Origin of the sequence: Cetobacterium sp. ZOR0034 (assembly GCF_000799075.1) — a bacterium.
Taxonomy (GTDB): domain Bacteria; phylum Fusobacteriota; class Fusobacteriia; order Fusobacteriales; family Fusobacteriaceae; genus Cetobacterium_A.
Genome location: NZ_JTLI01000027.1, coordinates 1 through 23,571 on the forward strand (window position 1 = coordinate 1; position 23,571 = coordinate 23,571).

Annotated in this window: 17 protein-coding genes; 9 read left to right on the top strand and 8 right to left on the bottom strand. The window is 33.5% G+C overall.

The features are described 5' to 3' along the window. Positions 1-335 (bottom strand): sigma-70 family RNA polymerase sigma factor (locus tag L992_RS06550; RefSeq protein WP_047395133.1); only part of this gene is annotated, 335 nt, incomplete at its 3' end. 307 nt (positions 336-642) lie between these two features. On the opposite strand from L992_RS06550, the gene L992_RS06555 reads away from it, so the two are divergent. The 7 genes from L992_RS06555 to L992_RS06585 all read left to right on the top strand — a co-directional run bounded on the left by L992_RS06555 (position 643) and on the right by L992_RS06585 (position 10,440). Next, positions 643-2,157: an ABC transporter substrate-binding protein gene (locus L992_RS06555; RefSeq protein WP_047384841.1), complete on the top strand. Its 1,515-nt coding sequence runs from the start codon at positions 643-645 to the stop codon at positions 2,155-2,157. A 111-nt stretch (positions 2,158-2,268) separates the two neighbouring features. Next, positions 2,269-3,507, top strand: coding sequence for a TolC family protein (locus tag L992_RS06560; RefSeq protein WP_047384839.1), 1,239 nt, complete (start codon positions 2,269-2,271; stop codon positions 3,505-3,507). 9 nt (positions 3,508-3,516) lie between these two features. Further along, the gene (locus L992_RS06565) at positions 3,517-4,578 is read left to right on the top strand and encodes an efflux RND transporter periplasmic adaptor subunit (RefSeq protein ID WP_047395136.1); all 1,062 of its coding nucleotides are present in this window, start codon (positions 3,517-3,519) and stop codon (positions 4,576-4,578) included. A gap of 1 nt (position 4,579) precedes the next feature. Beyond that, entirely contained in the window at positions 4,580-7,606 is a 3,027-nt protein-coding gene (locus tag L992_RS06570) for an efflux RND transporter permease subunit (RefSeq protein ID WP_047395139.1), read from the top strand. Between the two features lie 8 nt (positions 7,607-7,614). Further along, entirely contained in the window at positions 7,615-8,418 is an 804-nt protein-coding gene (locus tag L992_RS06575; protein ID WP_047395142.1) for a MerR family transcriptional regulator, read from the top strand. A gap of 98 nt (positions 8,419-8,516) precedes the next feature. Then, positions 8,517-8,867 carry a hypothetical protein gene (locus L992_RS06580; RefSeq protein ID WP_047384832.1) on the top strand — a complete coding sequence of 117 codons (351 nt, stop codon included), beginning with the start codon at positions 8,517-8,519 and terminating at the stop codon, positions 8,865-8,867. A gap of 151 nt (positions 8,868-9,018) precedes the next feature. Further along, the gene (locus L992_RS06585; protein ID WP_047395144.1) at positions 9,019-10,440 is read left to right on the top strand and encodes a helix-turn-helix domain-containing protein; all 1,422 of its coding nucleotides are present in this window, start codon (positions 9,019-9,021) and stop codon (positions 10,438-10,440) included. A 73-nt stretch (positions 10,441-10,513) separates the two neighbouring features. Here the strand turns inward: L992_RS06585 and L992_RS06590 are convergent, their stop codons facing one another. Further along, positions 10,514-13,066 carry a hypothetical protein gene (locus L992_RS06590; RefSeq protein ID WP_047395147.1) on the bottom strand — a complete coding sequence of 851 codons (2,553 nt, stop codon included), beginning with the start codon at positions 13,064-13,066 and terminating at the stop codon, positions 10,514-10,516. 458 nt (positions 13,067-13,524) lie between these two features. Here L992_RS06590 and yjeM point away from each other — a divergent pair, with 458 nt between their 5' ends. Continuing rightward, entirely contained in the window at positions 13,525-15,039 is a 1,515-nt protein-coding gene (yjeM, locus tag L992_RS06595; protein ID WP_047384828.1) for a glutamate/gamma-aminobutyrate family transporter YjeM, read from the top strand. Between the two features lie 39 nt (positions 15,040-15,078). Further along, positions 15,079-16,461, top strand: a complete 1,383-nt coding sequence (locus L992_RS06600) for an aminopeptidase (protein ID WP_047395150.1) — start codon at positions 15,079-15,081, stop codon at positions 16,459-16,461. Between the two features lie 25 nt (positions 16,462-16,486). On the opposite strand, the gene L992_RS06605 is transcribed toward L992_RS06600, so the two are convergent. From L992_RS06605 to rfbA, 6 genes are all read right to left on the bottom strand, one after another. Beyond that, the gene (locus L992_RS06605) at positions 16,487-18,490 is read right to left on the bottom strand and encodes a GGDEF domain-containing protein (RefSeq protein ID WP_047384824.1); all 2,004 of its coding nucleotides are present in this window, start codon (positions 18,488-18,490) and stop codon (positions 16,487-16,489) included. Between the two features lie 424 nt (positions 18,491-18,914). Further along, a complete protein-coding gene (gene rfbB, locus L992_RS06610) occupies positions 18,915-20,021 on the bottom strand; it encodes a dTDP-glucose 4,6-dehydratase (RefSeq protein ID WP_047395152.1) in 1,107 nt (368 codons plus the stop codon). A 172-nt stretch (positions 20,022-20,193) separates the two neighbouring features. Further along, the gene (rfbD, locus tag L992_RS06615; RefSeq protein ID WP_047395155.1) at positions 20,194-21,051 is read right to left on the bottom strand and encodes a dTDP-4-dehydrorhamnose reductase; all 858 of its coding nucleotides are present in this window, start codon (positions 21,049-21,051) and stop codon (positions 20,194-20,196) included. After that, entirely contained in the window at positions 21,048-21,524 is a 477-nt protein-coding gene (locus L992_RS06620; protein WP_052193929.1) for a virulence RhuM family protein, read from the bottom strand. Before L992_RS06620 ends, rfbD begins: the two co-directional genes overlap by 4 nt. Beyond that, positions 21,521-22,081 carry a dTDP-4-dehydrorhamnose 3,5-epimerase gene (gene rfbC / locus L992_RS06625; protein ID WP_047395158.1) on the bottom strand — a complete coding sequence of 187 codons (561 nt, stop codon included), beginning with the start codon at positions 22,079-22,081 and terminating at the stop codon, positions 21,521-21,523. Before rfbC ends, L992_RS06620 begins: the two co-directional genes overlap by 4 nt. Before the next feature lie 453 nt (positions 22,082-22,534). Next, the gene (gene rfbA / locus L992_RS06630; RefSeq protein WP_047395161.1) at positions 22,535-23,395 is read right to left on the bottom strand and encodes a glucose-1-phosphate thymidylyltransferase RfbA; all 861 of its coding nucleotides are present in this window, start codon (positions 23,393-23,395) and stop codon (positions 22,535-22,537) included. Positions 23,396-23,571: the final 176 nt, after the last annotated feature.

Sequence of the window (23,571 nt, forward strand, 5' to 3'; positions counted from 1 at the left end):
TGTGCTAGATCATCTAAGTTTACATCTTTATCCCCAATTATCGATGTATTCAATTTCAAGTTCTTATTTGAGTTTGATGACTTAACCGCTGTAATAATCTGTCTTTTTATACACAGATTAGCAAAAGTACTAAAACACACCTCTCTACTTTGATCATACGATTTGATGGCCTTTATTAGACCAATATACCCCTCCTGTAACAGATCATCTATATCTCCACCTTTTATAAAAAGATGTCTACTATTTCTTAAAATATCACTCTTATACTTCAAGAAAACCTTCTCCATAGCTTCACTGTCACCATTTTTTGCCAATATTACATCTCTTTCATCCATAGTTTTGCCCCCTTAACTATACAAACGACCCAAAAAGATGAGCTTTCGCTCACTCGCCAAGATGCTAAAAATAATAAAAAAAAATTTCATTATTGTCTTATGTTAACACATTACTTTTCATTTTTAAATATTTCAATTTTTCTTTTCAAATAATAATTTTTGAAATGCATCAATTTTTTTCAAATTTTGTGATTTCGTTTTTGGTAATTTATTTTTAAATAGTTAATATATAAAAATTTAATTTGACGCTATACTTTTTTTTTGATACTATAGTTCTAATTATTAAAAAACAATAAGGGGGCGTTATATGAAAAAATTATTGAATTTTCTTTTGTTAATAGTACTTTTTGTTAGTTGTGGTAAAGAGAAAGAGGCTGAAAAAGGATCAGCAGCAGCATCTACACCAAATAAACTTATCTATACTCAAAGTAGCGAATCTGTTACTCTTCATCCACACGAAGCTACAGATGTATACTCAAGAAGAATAATATCTAACATTTTTGACAGACTTATTGAAACTGATGAATCTTTAAACATAGTGCCTGGACTAGCTGAAAGCTGGGAGCAAATCTCTCCAACTGAGTTAAAGTTCAATCTAAGAAAAGGGGTTAAATTCCAAAATGGAGAGGAGCTGACATCTGAAGATGTTAAATACACTCTTGAAAACGCTAAAAAATCAGCAAAAGTTGGAACTCTATACTCAGCTATTGAAAGTGTCGAAACTCCTGATAAATATACAGCTATTGTTAAAACAAACGGACCATCTGGTTCACTGATTCACCATTTAACACATATAACAGCATCTATTTTAAATAAAAAATATTACGAAAATACAAAGGATACTAACCACTCTCCTATGGGAACTGGAGCTTACTCATTAGTTGAGTGGAAGCCTGGATCATATATGACTTTAAAAAGAAATGACGACTACTTCAGAGGAAAGCCAGCTATTGAGATTATCGAGGTTAGACCAATTCCAGAGGAAAACAGTAGAGTTATAGCTGTTGAAACTGGAGAACACCATATAACTGGAGATATCGACTCTATCGGAAGAAAAATTCTTGGAGATAGAGAGGATGTTAGAGTTGAAGAGATCAGCTCGCTTGGAGTTGGATACCTTGGAATCAATGTTTCTAAAGGAGCTCTTCAAGATAAAAGAGTTAGACAAGCTATCGCTATGGGAATCAATAGAGACCTTATGATTGAAGCTGTTCTAGCTGGTGCTGTTGAAAAAGCTAACAGTATTTTAGGCCCTGGAGTTGTTGGATACTCAAAAGAAACTAAACCTTTTGACTACAACCCTGAAGAAGCTAAAAAACTTTTAGCTGAATCTGGTCACCAAAATTTAGAGTTAGTTCTTGCTACAAGTAACAATGAACTTAGAAAACAGATGGCTGAGATTATCCAAGCCCAATTAAAAGAGATTGGAATCAATGTAAAAATCGAGATTCTTGAATGGGCAGCCTTCCTAAATGCGACAGCTACAGGAAAATGTGATCTATTTATGTTAGGTTGGTCTAACTCATCTGGAGATGCGGACTACGGAATGGGTTCTATGCTTCATAGCTCGATGATGGGATCATCTGGAAATAGAAGTTTCTTTAACAATCCTGAGTTTGATGCGCTTTTAGACGCTGGTAAAGTTGAACTTGATCCAGTGAAAAGAGCTGCATTCTATGCAGAAGCTCAAGACATTATGAACGAAGAGGTACCTATCCTTCCAATCTACTTTATGCCTGCAAGTGCTGGTATTAGAAAAGAGGTTAAAGGGTTCGTTCAATCACCTATAAACAATCCAACTTTTTATAAACTATCATTCTAATAGATGGAGAGCTAAACACTCTCCATTTTTCTTTTTTATTCTCTTGACTCTCAACTTACTTTATAGTTTATAATTCACTATTGTGAAATAAATTTTTTAAAAGGAGATGCTATGAAAAAATATCTTTTGCTATTTTTTGCTTTCAGTATCGCCTCTTTTTCTAGAGAGTTATCCCTAGATGAATCTATTGATTTAGCTAAGAAAAATAACAGACAACTGAAAGAGAAGAAGATCAGCGTACAACAAAAAAAGCTAAATGAAAATGTAAAAATCAAAAATGCTCTGCCATCTGTTAGAGCTCAAGGAACGTACTCTGATTATGATAAATCTAGAAATCTAGATAGCTCATTCCAAAATGGAGTTTATGTATCACAATCTCTTTTCAGTGGTGGTGAGATATATTACAACGCTAAAAGCAGTAAAGCTTTAAGAGAGTTTGAAGAGAACGACTACAACGCCCAAAGTATAAACCTAACTCTTGAGGTTATACAATCTTATATCACTACTCTTCAATTGAAGAAGAGTTTAGCTGTCTACGAAGCATCTCAAAAAGAGAAAAGTGAGGAACTAAATAAAATAAAGGAGTTCTACAACTTAAGCCTTGTGGATAAAAGTGAAGTTTTAAGAATAGAAACATCACTTTATACTACTGAAACATCTATTATAAAGGTAAAGAATAGTATCACAACTCAAGAGCTTATCCTTAAAAATCTTTTAGGATTAAATATCGATGAAAATATTACACTTAAAGAGATGGAGATCACTAACTTTGGTACTGATGGTATCGACCTTGCAAAAGATATCGATTCTGCTATGAAAAATAGTACTCTTGCACAAAAGTTAGATAAAAATATCACTATAAGTGAGTATAATGCAAAGAGTACAAGAAGTACATTTTTACCTAAAGTCGATTTAGAGTATGGGTATGAATCTTTAGAGGATAGAAGCTACTCTAGAGCAAATGAGGATTGGCAATGGAAAGTTGGTGTCACAGTGAAATGGGATATATTCAACTTCGGAAGCGGAATGGATTCATATAAAGAAAGCTCTCTTGAGATCGACAAACAAAAGCTATCTAAAATCGACTCTTTAGAAACTCTAAAAAGAGAGATTACAACAGCTTACCTAGATTTGAATATGTCTAAAGAGACTATAAAAACAAATGAGAAAGCTCTGCTTACAGCGCTTGAAACATACAATATAGATAAGGAGAAGTTCAACAATAGAATCATAGATACAGTTGATTTCTTAAAAACTGAGTCTGAGTTAAGAGATGCACAGATCACTCATATAAACTCACAACTTGATTACTTCATCTACTACCAACAATACTTGTCACTATTAAAATAGGAGGATTCAATGAAAAAAATATTATCAGCACTACTTCTTACTCTAGCTTTAGTTGGATGTGGTAGCGACAAAAAAACTGAAGTTTCTGCACCTGAAGTTGTAAAAGATGTAAAACTTCAAGAGTTAAAAACTCAAACTGTAAATACAACAAAAACATATAACGGAGATATAAAACCTAAGATGGAGATAGGGATTGTAACTCCAACTGGGGGATATGTAAAAGATATAAAATATAAAAATGGAGACTCTGTTCAAGCAGGAGCCACTATTTTAACTCTGACTGATGCCGCTACTGAAGCGAGCTACTACGAAGCTGAGGGAACTCTTATAAAAGCTAAATCGAGCTACAATACAAATAAAACATCTTTTGATAAATACAGCACTCTTTTCAATAAAAAGCTGATATCTGAAGAGTTATATTTAGAATCTAAAAACAAGATGGAAAGTAGCTTAGGTGATTTAAAAATCGCTGAGGCATCATACATCAGAGCTAACGACAACTTCAAAAGACTTTTTGTAACTTCAAGTATCAGTGGTGTTGTCACAGATTTAAATGTAAAAAAAGATGAAAAAATTAACTCTGGAACTAACCTTGTAACTGTTGTTCAAAATGATGAGATGGAGATTGTTGTCGCTATCAGTCCAGAGGATATCGGTGGTATATATAAAGGTAAGGCTGCAAAAGTTACAGTCTCTGCTGCTAATAAAACTGTGATTGGTTCAGTAAGTGAGATCAATCTATCAGCTAACTCTGATACAAAGAGATTTGAAGTTAAAATAGCCCTTCCTAATGAGGATAAAACTCTTTTAAAAGGTATGTATGGAAAAGTTGAGATGGTCGGTGCTGAGGTTAACGGTCTTTTCGTTCAAAAGGAAGCTGTTATGATAAAAGACCTTTACTCATATGTAGCTATTGTTAGAGATGGAGTTGTTTCTATATATAAGGTTAACCGTGGAGTTTCAGAGGGAAATCTTCAAGAGATATTCTTCAACGAATTCAAAGAGGGAGATCAGATTGTTGTTCAGGGTCAATACCTTCTAAATAACAACGACAAAGTGAGGGAGATTTAGTATGAGAATACTTTCAGAATTTTCCATTAAAAAGCCAGCAACGGCAACTATGGTAGTTATCTCTATGATATTCTTCGGATTCTTAGGTCTTTCTAAGATGCCTATCGAGATGATGCCAAACACAGCTAACCCAACTGTTAGAGTCACTATTGAGTGGAAGGGAGCTACTCCTGAAGATGTCGATAAGATGATTACAAAAAAAGTAGAGGATATCCTTCCAAATGTCGATGGTATCACAGAGTATTCATCAACTTCAAGCTCTGAGACATCTAAAATCAACGTTAAATTTAAGTATGGTACTGATATTGAAACAAAGATAACTCTTATTCAAAATGAGATTAACCAGATTAAAAGTAAGCTGCCATCTGATATAGAGGAACCATCTATCAGAGAGCAATCTATGGGTTCTATTCCAGCTGCTGTTTTAACTATGTCCGGTGGAGACCCGATGGAGGTTAGAACTTACGCTGAGAACTCTTTAAAACCACTTCTTGAAAGAATCGAGGGTGTTTCTCAAATCATCATCTTCGGAGGAAAAGAGCAAGAGGTTTTAGTTGAGATCGATCCTGAAAAACTTGAAAACTATAACCTGAATGTTATGCAGGTTTCTGATATAATCTCTAAGGCTAGTACGACTATCCCAGGAGGACAAGTAAAAGAGGGAGAGAAGGAGTTCTATATAAAAGTTCAAGGTGAACTTAAAACTCCAGATGAGATTGCAAACATAATTTTAAGAAATAGTAACGGTCATCTTTTAAGATTAAAAGATGTAGCCGATGTTAGAATTGATACAAAAGATCCTTCAAACCTATTCAGAAAAAATAGAGAGGATGGACTTGTAATCGTTGTTGCTAAAACAGATGATGGAAACGCTATTGAGATTGTTCAATCTGTGAATAAAGTTTTAAGCAGTGTTAAAAACTCTGTACCTTTAAACTCTCATGTGGATTACGATTTCGATTCAACTGTTATCATCATGAACTCTATAAACAACGTAAAAGAAACTGGATTCATAGGACTAGCTTTAGCTTCTATTATCCTATACATATTCCTGAAAAGTATATCTGCAACTATCGTTATAGCGGTTGCAATACCTATCTCTATAATATTTACATTCTTCCTGCTAAATGCTCAGGGGCTAACACTAAACCTTGTATCACTGATGGGACTGTCTTTAGGAATAGGAATGCTTGTGGATAACTCGGTTGTTGTACTAGATAATATCTATAGACATATGACCGAACTGGGAAAAGGTAAAGTTGAAGCGGCAATGGATGGAGCTGCTGAGATGGGACTGCCTGTTTTAGCTTCAACTCTTACAACGGTTTCGGTATTTTTACCTATCGTTTTCCAAGAGGGAATGGCTAAAGAGCAGTTTAAAGATCTATCTTACTCTATCTCATACTCGCTTCTTGCGTCACTGATTGTCGCTTTAGTTTTCGTACCTATGGCTTCGAGTAAGATTTTAAATGAGAAAAAGGATCTGACTTCAGAAGGAAAAGTTATTAAAAAAGTAAAAAGAGTATATATGTCTATTTTAAGATGGAGTATCAAAAATAGAGGGATCGCTGCTATTGGAACTGTGCTTCTTTTCGTAGGATCAATCTTTGCTGCTTCAACTTTGGGTGGAGGATTTATTCCTACAAGTGACGAGGGAAGATTCGCCGTTGTTGCAAAGTTACCTTCAAGTGCTGATATAAATATGAGTGATAGAATTGGAACTATTCTGGAGGATAAAGTTAAAAATATCTCTGTTGCTCAATCTTATACAATGTCTGGTGATACAACTAACGCCATCGTAAATATAAACGCTGGTTTAAAAACATCTAGAGATGAGAGTATGACAGATATCATGAAAAATCTGAGAGAGACCTTCGTGAGTATCCCGGATGTAGTTTTAACCATTGTTCCATCATATGTATTCGGTGCGGATGGAATCTATGATTTAGAGTTTGAACTTTACTCTGACAATGAGATTCAACTACGTGAAATCTCTGAGCAACTAAAATCTAGGATGTATAATATAGATGGAATCACAGATATATCATCGTCATTTGAGGGCGGTAAACCCGAAGGTAAAATCATAGTAGACAGAGAGAAAGCTAAGTTCTACGGAGTGGATATTGAAACTCTTGCTCTTATGATTAAAACTCAAATTCTAGGTGATCAACCTATAACTATAAACAGTGATAACCAAGAGATCGACGTAACTGTTCAACTTCAAAGAAAATATAGAACATCAACTGATCTTCTAATGGATTCTAGAATCACTTTAGACAATGGAAAAAATATTAGAATCTCTGATATTGCAACTCTTTCTATCGAAGAGGGGCCATCAAAGATTGAGAAGAAAGATAAAAAGAAAAAAGTTGTTCTTTATGCTAACTTAGAAAGTGGAGCTGATCTTCAAGGAGCTAAGACATCTCTTATCGCAGCCTTTGATGAGCTATCGCCACCTGAAAGTGTAACATATGGATTTGGTGGAGATTCTGCAGATATGGCTGAGATGGGAGCTCAGATGGTTATCAGTTTCCTTGTAGCTATCTTCTTAGTTTACTTCATACTAGTTTGGCAGTTTGAATCGTTTATTCTACCATTTATCATAATTCTATCTATCCCTCTATCAACTATGGGAGCACTTTATAGTTTAGCACTATTCAGAGTTAACTTAGATGCTATGGTTGTCGTTGGATTCGTTATGCTAGCTGGTATAGTTGTAAACAACGCCATCGTTTTAATCGACTTTATCAATATCAGAAGAGAGAGAGGAGACAGTATCAATAGAGCTATCATAATCTCTGGTAAAACAAGACTTAGACCGATTCTTATGACAACACTGACAACTGTTCTTGGAATGATTCCTCTTGCTCTTAGTAACGGAGATGGATCAGAGATGTACGCTGGTATGTCATTCGTTGTTATCTTTGGCCTTTCAACAGCTACACTGTTTACACTTATAGTTATTCCAGTGTTCTACTACTTAGTAGATGACTTGAAAAAATTCGTAAAAAAAATTATTAAAAGATAGGAGAAAATATGTTTGATGACTTTTTTACAATTGGAGATGTGTCTAAATCTACAAATATTCCAATATCTACACTGAGATATTATGATAAGGTTGGCCTTCTATCTCCAGCCTTTAAAAATGAGGAAACAAGCTATAGATACTACACTCCAAAGCAGATTATAATGCTAAAAATTATAAACCATATGAGAAATATGGGCTTCTCAATCGAATATATCAAAAGTCATTTTGAAAATATGAACTATGACCACACTCTAGAGCTTTTTCAAAAGGTTCTTTTAGATACAAAAGCCGAGATAAAAAGACTTAAAAGTGTTGAGAAGGACCTGATTGAAGCTTGTAATAGATTTAAAACTAGCTTTGAGCTTGAGCAGAAAGTTGGTATTCCATTTATCGAGGAAACCCCTGGTATCAAAGGGGTTATCTTCGGAGGAGCTACCCACTCTCTGCCAGAGCTACACAAAGCTCTTAAAAATGTGGATGATTTTGAGTTAGCTAACAACCTTCATCCTGTTCTGAGAGGTTTCAAAGTATCATTTAACAATTTTGAAAAAAATAGATTTACAAAAGACCATCTTATTGTTAGTATGAGAGAGGAGGGTGCAAACCTTTCTGTCATCATTCCTGCAGGTAGGTATGTATGTGTATATGGAAAAGGAATTTTTGAAGAGGATGATATTGTTGAAAAACTTTTAGTTTGGATAAAAGAACAGGGTTATACACCAAAAGAGGATTTCTATCTCACTTTTACCGACCTTATTATGTTTAAAAGTAAGAAGGATTTCCTTTATCTTTTAAGAATCCCTATAATTTGAAATTTATTACAATAAAGTTTGCATAAAATTTCAAATAGATAATTTTTTCACTTTCTTATATAATTAACATAGATTGATATATTTTAGGAGGAATAACAGTGAGAAAAATAAAAATGCTTGTTTTAGCAGCTACTTTAAGCTTATCAGCTTTTGCTGGAGTTGTTAACGGAACAGTTACAAAAATCAGAACTTATGACAAAGGAAACCAAATCAGATTTGAATCTAAAATACCTAACTTAAGCTTCCAAGTTAGAAAAGTTGATATATTAAAAGCTATGACTAGAATCGGAAAAGTAACTTCAGTTGGAGATTTAGAGAGAAACGGATTAATCGCTAGCGAAGATAGAGCTGTAGTTATCCAATTAGACAGAGTAAAAGATGGATTACACATCAAATCAAGAAACCACTCAATGTTCGTAACTGAAAAAGAGTTAGACAAAGTTAGATAATCTTTATCTTAGTTTGTTATAATACGAAAGCCCAGTAGTAGAGAGTATTCTCAACTACTGAGCTTTTTTTTATTTGTATATATTGTGATTTTACTGTAGAATATTACTATTAACGTTTGAGTTTCTACACTCTTAAGAAAGGACAAAAGTGATGTTTTTAAATAAAAAATCCCTGTATATACTAAGTTTATTTTTCTCACTAAACAGATTTAGTTACTCTGATTTAGAGAAAATTTTACATATAAAAAAACGATCTATCGATAACAATATAAATATTATAAATGACTTTTTAGCTAGCTATAAAATTCAAGGAATTCAAAAGATAAAGGATCTTTTCTTCTTAAGACCTTGTACTATAAGTAGAATCAAAGAGATTTTACAATTTGCTCCTCTATCTGTTACAGAGAGAAAGGAGTATCTTTTACTACAACTTTTTTTTGAAAATACAATCAATTTAAATGACAATACCGATAAAATTCAAACCACTAGAAGAACACTTAACTACGATTTAAAAGATATAAAAGAGTATTTAGAAAGTAAAAATCTAAAAATAGATAGCGTTTCAGGAAAGGGTATATTTTTAGATGGAGATGAGAGAGTCATCCGTGAACTTTTCAGTATTCATCTGACAAAGTATCTTATAAATAAAAATATAAACCACAATCTTTTCACAGATTTAATAAACAACTACTTCCACGAGGATACGATAGAGTTCAATAAAAACTTTGTTCTTAGACTTTTAAATGGAATATCTGTGACTCTTGTGACTGAGGATTTCTATAAAATTGTAGCTATCCTTCTAATCAATCCTCTGAGAGAAAATAAATCTACATTTGAGAATGAGTATATACCAAAAGAAAAAGTTATATCTCATAAGTTCTATGGAAAAACTGCAAAGTTTTTAAAAGCTCGAGGTCTTGATTATTTAAAAACCTATGAGTTAGACTCTATTATTGAAACTCTTTTTTATCTCGATACAAAGAGCTACGACGAGTTAGATGAGCTGACATCTAAGCTGATAAAAGAGATCGATCGTGTTTTCAATATCGATTTGACTCAAAATTTTCAAACTGTTATGAGAGTTTCAAATCTTTTAAGAATTGGAAAGCTGAAAAGTGAGTATAACTTCTATGAGAATAAGGAGGTCTACGGACTAAATAAACATCAAAAAGAGGAGTATAAAAAAATTGAGGATATTTTAACCTCACTCTCTTTAAACTTCTACTCTGAAGATATCATATACCTTGGAATAGTTTTGAAAAATCACTATGAGAATAGTCAAGTTGATAGAACAAAGCATAAGCGTGTCGTGATTGTAGATGATACCTTTGACCATATGTATGGAAATCTTCTGTCAAAATACTTAAAAAACTTCTCATTTATCGAGGTTGTTAAAATAATTGAAAGCTATGAGATAAACTCACTTTTAGAGGATCTATTTGAAGTGGATTATCTTATCACAATCGACGATTTACAAAATCTCAAACTGAACATCCCTCTTGTTAAGATAAATCGAGAGCACTTCTTAGACAACACCTTCGATCTATCTCAACTGAGCTTAATTTTAAAATAGTTTTACAACTAAACCAAAAGAGGTAGAGCATCAAATGCTCTACCTCTACTTTTAAACGGGGGATTTTTAAATCTTATAAACTCTCTTTTGTAAATCTATGAATCTCTACATCATTTATTATTGCCCAATCATTTTCAGCCTCTGAAACTCTCACAACAACCTCGTTTGTTAAATACGGTGCTACTGCTTTAATCTCTTTGTGAGCATTCACATAGTTTGTTGAGTAGTCTGAAGTTGCAAGCTCTACTAACTCACCTGTTAAAGGCTCTTTAACTAAAAGTTTAAACTGTCTTACAAGCCCTGATGATTTGCTTCTGTAGCTAAGAAGTTTCATTGAGTCAACTAAGAACAGATCTGCAAACTTTATTGTTACATCTGTGTACCCTTCACTTGTAAAGAAATCAGATGTGTAGTAACTCGTTAATGATGCATCTCTTAAATTGTCAACATTATTAAACTTTCCATGAGATGAAAGTAAAGTTGATCTATTTAGATCCATCTTTGAATCCTCTGCTGTTTCACCTAAGAATGATTCGAAATTCATCTCATTTGTAGTAACATTATTTACAATTGAAACTCCATGTAATACAACCTCTAACTTTGTAGCACAAAGAACTGGTAGGTGTACAACTACAAATGATCTACTTTTGAAGTGCTCTAAAACATATTCACACTCTTTTCTTCTCTCTACACCTAAGGCATCACAATATTTCACTTCAACGTGAGATGGGAATCCTTCTGAAGATATCTGAATCTTATTGAAAACTCTAACTCCATCTACAGGTATCTCCACAGTTACAGATTCACCAGCTGGAGCATTTAAAATCTGCTTTGCCATCTCCAATCTTTCTGTGAATCTACCATTCAATAGTGCTCTTGACTCTAACTCTTTTACAGTCTCAACTGTTACACCTGCTTTTAGTGCAGTATAAGTTGCATCTGTAAATATTGCATCTACCTCAGTGTCTAAAGTCGTATATTGATATACTCTCATCTCATTGATTCTAGCTTTGAAATCTTTAGCGTCATGGATTCTAACCATTAGTTTATCTGTGTAGTATGGCTTTAACTTTGTTACCATATACTCATTTGTAATACCATTTCTCTCTCCAAATCCTAGACTTACCCATTGTCTATCGTGAGTTCCCTCATCCCAGCTAAGTCTAGCAGCTGAGATATCCTCTGCTAAGATTTCAAACTTATTGATATGTCCAACTTCCCCTGCAAAGAAGCTCATTATATCAACTTGACCAACGAACATCTCCTTTTGTAGATATATTTTTATATCTGCACATCCAGCTGATCTAAAATCAAGACTTCTATAGTATCTATCCTCTCTTTTATCTCCAAGTCTTAAAAGATTGTTTTCGATTGGATCGATAGCTGGTCTCATTGGACCACCTGGATAACAAGGTGGACACCATCCATGTATTGGAGTATCCTCATAAAGAACCATCAGTGGTTCTACAAATGTTCCATCCATATAGCACTTGTTTATCTCTACCTCTGTATCTTTCTCCTCAGTCAGGAAAGCTCCATCTAAAGGCAGTGACTTATACTCAACAAACTGTACCTCATTCGCTCCGTAGATTAAAATCTCAACTTCATCACTTAAAATTCTCAGCTTTCCAATAATTGGATGCTCAACACCAATTCTTACAACACCGTTTGTTATATCCTCTGGATACCAATAAAGTCTTCTAGAACATAGGTTTCCAGCTATGTCCTTATACTTAATAACACCTTTTAAAATATCTCTGCTGTTTGTAAAAGCGATATGGTTAACAAGTGTTATCTCTTTTAAATCTAATTTTAAAATTTTTGCTTCTATATTTTCTCTATCTATGTATAGATCACTAGCTATATCTAGCATTCTCATATAGTCCTCAGTGTAGATTACTCTCTCTTTTAAAGCTACAATAGTCTCTTGAGTTACGTTGCTTTTCAATCTAGATAGAGATGCTGATGTGAATAGATCCATCAGTTCTGTTCTGATTGTTGAGTATTTTGTGATGCTTACATCAGCTAAGAATATCTTGCTATCAGTACTCTTTGTTACTACTATACGAAACTCATTAGCTAAAACTGGTTTAAATATATGTGTCGCTGTTTGAGAGTGATTGTTTACAACAGTTATAAACTCTTTCCATGCATCCTCTTCAGAACTTCTGTAAGAGATTGTGTAGTTGTTTAAAACTTTTGTATCATAGATAGTTGAGAAGAATTTAAAGTGATCAACTAAACAAGTTGTTCCTGTTTTTATGATAACCTCTCCAAATCCTTCGGCTGTGTAAGGCTCACTTTGGAAAATACTGTGAACATTATCATTCAGTGCATTTGTAATTACAAAGTTTTCCTCATGACTTTTATTACTTTTTATAGTCATCTTGCTGTTTTCTAAGAGATGACCGTGAGGTGTGTCTTCAGACTCTTTAAATTTAGTTTGGTCAAGAGCAACTATTTGAACACCCTCAACTCCATATTCATATATATCATAACCGTTGATCTCTAATTCGTAGTCCTTCATGTAAAAGTAATCAAACTCTAAAACTACAGATTCCCCATTTTGAATTACATTTTTTACATTTTTTACAATCTCGTAACCATAGCTATCAGTATACTTCACACTTCCGCTAACTATTTTACTTTTAGAACTAAATTGAATTTAATTTCCAACAATCATATCCTCAGTTCTCATTTTAAAGAATAATCCTTCAAGATGCCCACTTCTGTTTCTAGAATTAAGAACCTTTAGATACTCAGTTGTATTTTTTCTCATTTCCACTGTCAATCCTCCCGTTGTTCATATTTATCAAATGATTTTGAATTAATTTTACATAATCGTCCAAAAGAAGTCAACTTTTTTATTTTTTTAAACCATTTTTTAACAACTTAAAGTAATTTTATTTTTTATATAAAAAAACACACGTAAAAAACATATGGTATTTCATTTTTATATGAACTGTGCTAAAAATGTAGTATTTTCAATATTTTATAACAAAAAAGTTTGACTTTTTAGAAATAAAGGAATATAATTCGCTCTGTGAGATTTTAATAAAATAACATTAAACGGGGAGAGTTAAAATGGCAAACACACACACAGGCAACAAAATGAAATTGATACCATTGATTCTAATGATTTTCACTTCAGTTTTTGGTTTCAATAACATCCCAAGATCATTCTATCTTATGGGATACTCTGCAATACCTTGGTATATCTTCTCTGGGGTATTATTCTTTATTCCTTACGCATTTATGATGGCTGAGTATGGTTCAGCTTTCAAAAAAGAGACTGGTGGTATCTACTCATGGATGGAGAAATCAGTTGGACCAAAATATGCATTCATCACAACATTTATGTGGTATTCATCATACGTTATTTGGTTAGTAAATATATCTTCTGGAATTTGGGTGGTTGTATCTACAGCTGTTTTTGGAAAGGATTTAACTCATCAGCTAAATCTATTTGGATTAAATTCAACACAGAGTATGGGTCTTTTAGGGGTTGGACTTATAACAGCATTCACTTATATAGCTTCAAAAGGTTTAAATAAAATAACTAAAATCGCTTCGATTGGTGGGGTTGCAGTTACACTTTTAAACTTAGTTTTACTTCTTGGTTCACTTATTGTTTTCATCAACAACGGATTCACTTTAGCACAACCTATCGAATCTATAAGCGGTGCTTTCTTCACATCACCTAATCCGAACTACTTAAGTGGATTATCTATAGCATCATTCCTAGTATTTGCTATCTTTGCATATGGAGGAATCGAGGTTGTAGGTGGATTGGTTGATAAAACAGAAAATCCAGAAAAGAACTTCCCAAAAGGGATATCTATCGCTGCTATCGTTATAGCTGTTGGATATGCTATTGGAATCTTCTTTGTTGGAATATTCACTAACTGGGAGTTTTTAATCAATAAAGGAAATGTTCACATAGGTAACTTCTCATATGTTTGTATGGAAAACCTTGGATATCAAATAGCTATCTCTTTCAATCTAAGTGAAGCGACAGCTGTTACAATCGGACAGTTCATGTCTAGATATATGGGTATATCTATAGTTCTTTGTTTAACAGGAGCTTTCTTCACTCTTATCTACTCACCTTTAAAGCAACTGATTGAGGGAGCACCAAAAGAGATGTGGCCAGCTAAGATATCAGAGATTAAAGATGGAATGCCTCAAAACGCTATGTGGTGTCAATGGGGAATCGTTGTTCTATTTATTTTAGGAATAACTTTCGGTGGTCAAGGAGCAGAGGCTTTCTTTATGAAGCTGACTCTTATGACAAACGTTGCTATGACAATACCATATCTTTTAATAGCAGCTGCATTCCCAATATTTAAGAAAAATGATAAGATTGAAAAACCTTTCGTTATATTTAAAACTGATTTCTCAGTTAAAATAGCTACATTCTTCACTGTACTACTTGTTGGATTTGCCAATATAGCTACAATCGTAGAACCAGCTTTAAATGGAAAGATAGATGATACAATCTGGATGAGTATTGGACCAGTATTCTTCATTTTATTAGCATTAACTATTTACAAAAGATACGAAATAGGGTATCTTCATAAGAAGGAGCATTTAGCTTAAACGCTCTTGAACAAACAGAAATTAAATGGGGTGAAAAATATGTTTAGAAAAAATGGTTGGACAAAAGAGAGAGTTGAAGATAAAGCTGTTATATTCGATTTCTCAGAAAACTACAAAAAGTTCTTAGATGATGGGAAAACAGAGAGAGAGGTTGTAGAGATCAGCAGAAAGTTAGCTGAAGAAAACGGCTTCGTTCACATTGAAAATGTAGAAACTTTAAAAGCTGGAGATAAAGTTTATTTTATCAATAGAAATAAAAATATCGTTTTAAGTGTTATCGGAGAGGATGATATTTTAAAAGGAATCAACTATATTGTTTCTCATATCGATTCACCAAGAATTGATATAAAAGCTAATCCACTATATGAGGAGTTAGATTTAGCATATATGAAAACTCACTACTACGGTGGAATCAAAAAGTACCAATGGGCAACTATCCCTCTTGCTCTTCATGGAGTTGTTATCTTAGAGGATGGCACAAAAGTTGATTTGACAATTGGAGAGTGTGAAAACGACCCTATCCTTATGATACCTGATCTACTTCCACACCTTTGGGGGAAATCTCAAGCTGAGAGAAAGGCTCCTGAAGTTTTCCTAGGAGAGGAGCTACAGATTTTAGTTGGTTCTATGCCTATGTATTTAGAGGAGTGTGAATCAAAAGAGCTTATCAAAACTCATATCTTAGAAATTTTAAAATCGAAGTATGGTTTTGGTGAAGAGGATTTCGTTTCAGCTGAGTTACAACTTGTTCCAGCTGGAAAAGCTAGAGATTTAGGATTAGATAGATCAATGGTTGCTGGATATGGACAGGATGATAGAATCTGTGCTTACACATCACTAAAGGCTATCTTAGATTTAAAGGCGACTCCAAAGAGAACTGTTGTGTGTTTCCTAGCTGATAAAGAGGAAACTGGTTCGAATGGATCAACTGGTCTTCAATCAAACTACTTAGAGTATTTCACAACTGAGCTTATTTTAAAGGTAAAAGGTAACTTCAACGCTTTTGATCTTCAAAAAACTCTTTGGAACTCAAAGGCTTTATCTTCAGATGTTAACGTTGCTATGGATCCTATCTTCAAAGGGGTTCACGATCCTATGAACGCAGCTAAACTGAACAACGGTATAGTTATTACAAAGTATACTGGTGCTAGAGGAAAAAGTGGTACAAATGACGCTGATGCTGAGTTTGTTGCAGAGATTAGAAATATGTTAAACAAAAATGATATCGTTTGGCAAATCGGAATGCTTGGAAAGGTTGACGAGGGTGGCGGAGGAACAGTTGCTATGTTCTTAGCTCAAAAAGGGATTAAAACTATCGACGTTGGTCCTGCTCTACTTTCTATGCACGCACCTATGGAGATCTCATCAAAACTTGATGTTTATGAGACTTACAGAGCTTACTTAGCTTTCTACAATCTATAATTCACACAAAAAGAAGAGGTTGGATTTAACTATCCAGCCTCCTCTTTTTATACCACTCTTTTTTCCCTCTTTTAGCTTCATACATAGCTAAATCTGCAAATTTAAATGCCTCTCTCATAGAGACTTCTCTCTTTTTAAAATAGTAACCCAAACTAAACGTGACTCCATATTTCCTCATCAAATGTGATTCTTCAAATATTCTTTTCAATTTTTTTATTTTTATCTCTACAACAGATTCATATGAAGAGAATACATAAAACTCATCACCAGAAATCCTAAATACATAGTCATCCTTAAAAACAGCATTTAAATATCTCCCAGTTTCTATAAGAATCTCATCACCACAATCATGCCCATAGACATCATTTGCATTTTTAAAGTTATTTAAATCTAACAATATTGTGACTCCACTAGTAGTATCGTTACTTTTACAAAATTCATTATAAACTCTTCTACTATAAAGTCCAGTTAACTCATCTCTTAAAAGCTCTTTTGTTTCCTCTTTTTGTTGCATATTTTTCACTGTTTGATTTACTCCAAATACAAATATAATTATTATAAAAGGAATCGTTACATTTACCAATTTGTGGTAACGTTCCCGCTCTCTAAGATCATTTTTCTTCTTATCCAAACTCGATATATCTAAAAACTCATTCATATTTACCATCTCTGTTAAAGCTTTATCCAAGATATTTTTCAATATAACATTATCTTTTCTCAAAGCCAAATTAAATGGTACCTGTTCTAAAACATTTATATCAAATCTGTTTAAATCATACCCCTCTGTAGTCAGCGTTATTATTGATGATAACCGTCTATTTTTGAAAGCTGCTACCATTCTATTTTTATCGACATATCTCTCAATTTCAGATTCTAAAAAGTGTTCTTTTGCTATCTCCTCTTCAACAGTATCTTTTAATACACCAACTTTAATTTTATTTTGATATAAGACTTCTATATTATCTATTCTATATACATTTAAAGAACACAACTTTTGTGTGAACAGAAACTTTTCTTCTCTCTCCTTCGTTTTCGAGAGAGTTAGTATATCTAAATTTCCATTTTCAAATTCAGAGTATTTCTCATCCCATTCAGCACCTCTTAAATTTTTAGGTTCACAAAAAACTATATTTAAATTATTGAGTAGATAGTTTAAAAAAATATGTAAAACTCCAGTATAGTTGTTTTCATTTGATATATAGCTTATCTCCTCTACATTTGCATAACCTATTTTTAGATGATTCAAATTTTTTATATATATCTTTTCATCCTCTGATAAAACCTTATCAAATTTATTTTTAATAACACTTTGTTTTCTATTCTCTAAAGAATCGTTCATATCTTTTATATATTTTTCATCGAGAGCGTTGTTTATTATCTCCAATAGATCTATATTTTTTTTATGAACTCCTATTGCATTTTTAGGTAATTTTCCTATCTTTAACTTATTCGTTTTTTCTATCAGATTCATATCTGAATCCACGTAATTAGCATATCTATCTCTATCTATTCTATCCACTCTTATTATATTCAAATCCAAATCATTTCTATAGTTAATTCGCTCTAAAAAACTTTCATACACTGTATCTTTTGTTACATAGACATCTTTTCCTTTTAAATCATCTAGGTGATTCAATCTTTCGCCTTTAGCAACAACAACCAAAGTTTCATTTAAAATTTTATTTGAAAATAGTGCTAACTTTTCACGCTCTGGTGTTCGTGTCAAAAAAGGTATAAAATCAATCTCTCCCTTTACAAATCCTTCATATATCTCTGGCCAATCCCCTTGCCTTATCTCTATATCCAAATCTAAATAATCCTCGAAAAGCTCTTTAGCTATATCGTTTAATGAGCGTCCACCCACTTTATCCTCTCCAAAATAAAGAGTTCTCAAACCCAAAACATATCTCTCTTTTCTTGCTTTCTCAAGAGTTTCCCGCTCCTTAATATTTCTCGGAGCATATTTTTCTCCTCCAAATACACTTATAACACTTAAAATAAAAATTAAAAAAATCTTTTTAATTCGCACGTGTTCCCCTCCTAAAACAAACAATCTTCCCCTAAAAAAAAAGTTATCACGAATGATAACCTTTCCCTAAGTTTTTTAAATTGTGAGAATTTGATAAAACTCTATCACTATATTCTACAATATCTTTGATTTTTTTGTAACTTGAAATTTTTTTAATTTTTTTTAAAATCTCTTCTAGAATAATTTTATGAACAAATCTATATTTTTGTTGAAGATTCTTGTACCTCTTCTATGCTGGTATTAAGCCAAGTTTTTAAATATAATTTTATAAAAAAAGACTAGGTGAGTGATGCACCTAGTCAGAGATTAAAAAAGAGCTAGTTTCTCACTCCTAGCTCTTTTTCATACAATGAACTTACGAACATTGAATATTAATTATTGTTAAGTTTATTATACTCTTATTAGAAATAAAAATCAATAATTTTCAATAATTTTTCTGATAGTCACCAGAAGCTACCTCTTCAACCCAAGCTTGGTTATCAAGATACCATCTGATAGTCTTTTCGATTCCCTCTGTGAAGGCAGTCTCTGGATACCATCCCAGCTCAGTTACAATTTTTGTAGGATCAATAGCGTAACGACTGTCATGCCCTAATCTATCCTGAACATAAGTGATTAAATCATAGTTGATATTTTCTACATCTGTAGTCAATACTGATCTATACTCTAGCTCATCTCTCATTATTCTAGCTATAGTATCTATAGTCAGTTTTACAATATTGATATTTTGTTCCTCATTGAATCCACCGATATTGTAAATCTGGTGAGTTGGTGCCTTAGACAGTACCATATCGATTCCTTTACAGTGGTCCATAACAAAAAGCCAATCCCTTACGTTATCTCCCTTTCCATAAACTGGTAACTTCTTACCAGCTAAGATATTCTTGATGATTAAAGGAATCAACTTCTCTGGGAAGTGGTAAGGCCCATAGTTATTAGAACATCTTGTTATATTGAATGGAAACTTATATGTTTCACCATAAGCCACCACCATCATATCGGCTGAAGCTTTCGATGCTGAATATGGACTACGTGGATCAAGTGGAGTTCTCTCTGTAAACATCGGGTCATTCAAACCTAAACTCCCATATACCTCATCTGTTGAAACGTGATGGAACTTCTTTCCTTCTTTATAGATAGGATAGCCGTTATCATCCTTTCCAACAGTCCAGAAAGATTTTGCAACCTCCATCAGGTTTTGTGTTCCAAGAATATTTGTCTCTAAAAATATCCCAGGATTCTCTATACTACGATCCACATGAGACTCAGCAGCAAAGTTAACGACTGCATCTATATCATGTGCCATAAATATATTTTCCACTAACTCTCTATTACAGATATCTCCCTTAAAGAAAGTTACTCTGTTATCCTTTAACTCCTCTCTTATAGTTCCAAGATTTCCTGCATACGTTAACTTGTCTAGGATAACTATCTCTATATTCTCATACTTCTCTAACATATATTTTACAAAGTTAGCACCGATAAATCCAGCACCACCTGTTACAAGATACCTTTTACTTACTCTTTGCATATCTCCTCCAAACTCTATAAAGTAAATGAGGTAGGATATTATCCTACCTCACCTTGTAAGTTGATTGAAATTAGATGGGCGGCGTATCCATCATGTCTGGTTACTCTATTTCTAGAGCGTGCAGGGTGCCTTTCCTGCTCGTTAATATTCATATCTTCTGTATTTTTATATTTTAATTATAATCTTTTTTTTTATAAAAGTCAAGGTACTCATCAACTCGTGTCTTCCAACTCGGAATCTGAATTTCCAAGAGTTTCTCTATCTTAGAGCTACATAACTTCGAATACTTTGGTCTTATGTCATAAGGCGTAAAGTCAGAACAACGAGCTTCGATTATCTCTCCTTTATATCCCAACTTTTCCAATATATACTGCCCTTGCTCATAACGAGAGGCCTCTCCCTCTCCACTTAGATGATAAATTCCATATCTTTTCTCTTTCAACTCCAACATCTTCATTGTCATACAAACTATATCAACCGTACTCGTAGGAGATGATATTTGATCGCTCGCCAGAGCTATTTTCTCTCTCTCCATCCATCTCTTTACCTGCTCTATAAAGTTTGCTTCGCCTTTTCCAAACACCCACGACACCCTAAATATATATGTTTTATCGTTCGCTTTTAAAGCTAGTCTCTCTCCTAAAACCTTACTTTTCCCGTAAACAGAGATTGGATTTACCTCATCCTCTTCAGTGTAAGGTTTCATCTTTTCTCCATCAAAAACAAAATCAGTCGAATATGTCACAAACTCTATATCTAACTCTTTTGCCACCTTAGCTAAGTTCTCTACAGCAAAGGCATTAACAGAGTAAGCCATCTCCGGCTCCTCCTCTGCTTTATCCACAAAGTTATAAGCAGCACAGTTTATAATTAGAGTCACATCATTACTCTTTACAAACTCTCTTACCTTTTCAAAATCCCTTATATCCAACTCAGCTCTTTTAGGAGCTATAAAATCTATGCTATTCTCTTTAAAAAACCTAGAGAATTCAGTAGCCAACTGTCCCGCTCCACCAGTTATTAATATCATCTTTTTTCCACCACCTTAGCTTCATCTAACTCTATTTTTTGAGTATTTATTGTCCTATTTAAAATTTCGATTGTTTTTTGTAAATGAGATAATTTTTCGCTTTGCTCTCTTAATTTTTTTTCGTTTATAACATATCCTTTTATAAGATAATCTTTTAATATCTTGTTAGCCCATATTCTAAATTGAGTCCCTCTTTTAGACTTTACTCTATATCCGACAGATATAATCACATCTAAGCTATATAATGCAATAGGTTTATCCGAATTAGGAAAGTGCATTTTTTGCACATTGCTTTCCTCCTGTAACTCCTCCTCTTTAAATATATTATTTATATGTCTACCTATAACAGTTCCATCTCTATCAAATAACTCAGCCATCTGCTTTTGAGTTAGCCAAACTGTCTCATTTTCTAAATTTACTTCTAACTCTATTTTTTTATCTTCGCTCTCATATAACTTTATTTCATTTTTCATAAATTTACTCCTTCCTCTAAGCTCTCACAAAACTCTTTAAAACTAGGTAGCTCTTTATCTTTATCAGAGATTATCAACTTTTCATGAAATAAACCATATCTCTCTAGCTCCCAATCGATATTCAGATCCGAATCAAACGGAAAAATTCCAGATTCATGTTGGGGTGCATAGTAGTCACTACAAAGATACTCTATCTCTGTGTTTTCCTTTAAACTCAAAAATCCATGTGCAAATCCCTCTGGTATATAGAGTTGCTTTCTATTCTCCTCACTCAAAATCACTTTATAAATTTCACCAAAAGTTTCACTATCATTTCTCAAATCCACCACAACATCTAAAATCTCACCTTTTAAAACCCTTATAAGTTTTGCTTGAAGTTGAATTTTTTGAAAGTGTAAGCCCCTCAAAACACCAAACCCACTCTTCGAGTAATTTCCCTGTACAAAATTTACATCTATATTATATTTTTCCAAAGTTTTACAGTTAAAAAACTCATAGAAAAATCCTCTTTCATCACTATATATCTTAGGTTCTATCAATACCAATCCTTTTATCATGACCTACTCCTTGTTTCATTTACTAAACTATACTTTTCATCTCTCTTTTTAATTATATCATATTCTAAAATTCTCATCAAAAAAAGAGCTAAGGATTTTTTATCCTCAGCTCAACTATTTCAACACTTACCCCCTAAGGGGTATGAGGTGCGGTGTTACTTTCTAGTATTTAGCCACATTAAACAAGAGATAACAATTATCAATCCAATTGCTCCTCCATCTAATGTTATGCTGTTTACATTGAATGTAATCATTCTAACACCTCCCAATTTATTAAAAAGTATTCTGCCTTGTTCAAGGGCAGAATAAAAGCCCCCAATAATGAGGGCTAATATTCTGAACACGAGCTGAAGCTCAATACTTTTAATAAATTGGTTTAACCCCTTAGGTTTTCCTTAAGGTAATTTAAGTATATAATATACTTTTTAAAAAGTCAACAAGTAAAAAGAACTACTATATACAACTTAGAAGATACTCTCCATATGTTGTCTTCGAAAGTTCAGCTCCTCTTTTCAGCAGAGTTTCTTTATCTATCCACCCCTTCAGATAAGCTATCTCCTCTAAACACGCTATCATTATCCCTTGCCGACTCTGAATCGTCTTCACAAAGTTACTCGCCTCTAAAAGCCCATCGAAGGTCCCCGTATCAAGCCAAGCCATTCCACGACCCAGATTGATAACATTCAATCGCCCCTCTTCTAAATACATCCTATTTATAGAGGTGATCTCTAACTCACCACGCTCTGAGGGTAGCACTCTTTTAGCTTTCTCTATCACACTGTTGTCATAGAAATATATCCCCGGAACAGCGTAATTTGACTTTGGTATCTCTGGCTTCTCCTCTAAAGATACCACTCTTCCATCCTCAGCAAACTCCACAACCCCAAACTCCTTTGGATTTTTAACAAAATATCCAAATATGTTGGCTCCACTCTTCAAAGAGCTCGCTCGTTCCAATATCCCAGTGAATCCGTGCCCATAGAAAAGGTTGTCCCCAAGAATAAGTGCGACAGAGTCATTCCCTATAAAGTTCTCTCCGATTATAAAGGCCTCAGCCAATCCCTTTGGCGAGTCTTGAATCTCATAACTTATCTTTATTCCAAGAGTACTTCCATCCCCTAAGAGCTCACGAAACATCGGTATATCTCTTGCCGTACTTATAAGTAGTATATCCTTTATATTAGCTAACATCAGTACAGAGAGAGGGTAGTATATCATAGGTTTATCATATATTGGAACCACCTGCTTACTAATAACTGCCGTCACCGGATACAACCTACTTCCTGTTCCACCTGCTAAAATTATACCTTTCATCTCTCTCCACCTCTTTTTTTATATATTAGACCACACTCTAAAACAGATTCAACAGCTCATCACGAATCATCTTCATTATATCCTAATCTACTTCACATAGAGTTTTAGCATCTTGCTAGCAAAGACCATCCCTATTTTAATAATCTTTTCTACTCCACGCTCTCTTAGTCCTGTTT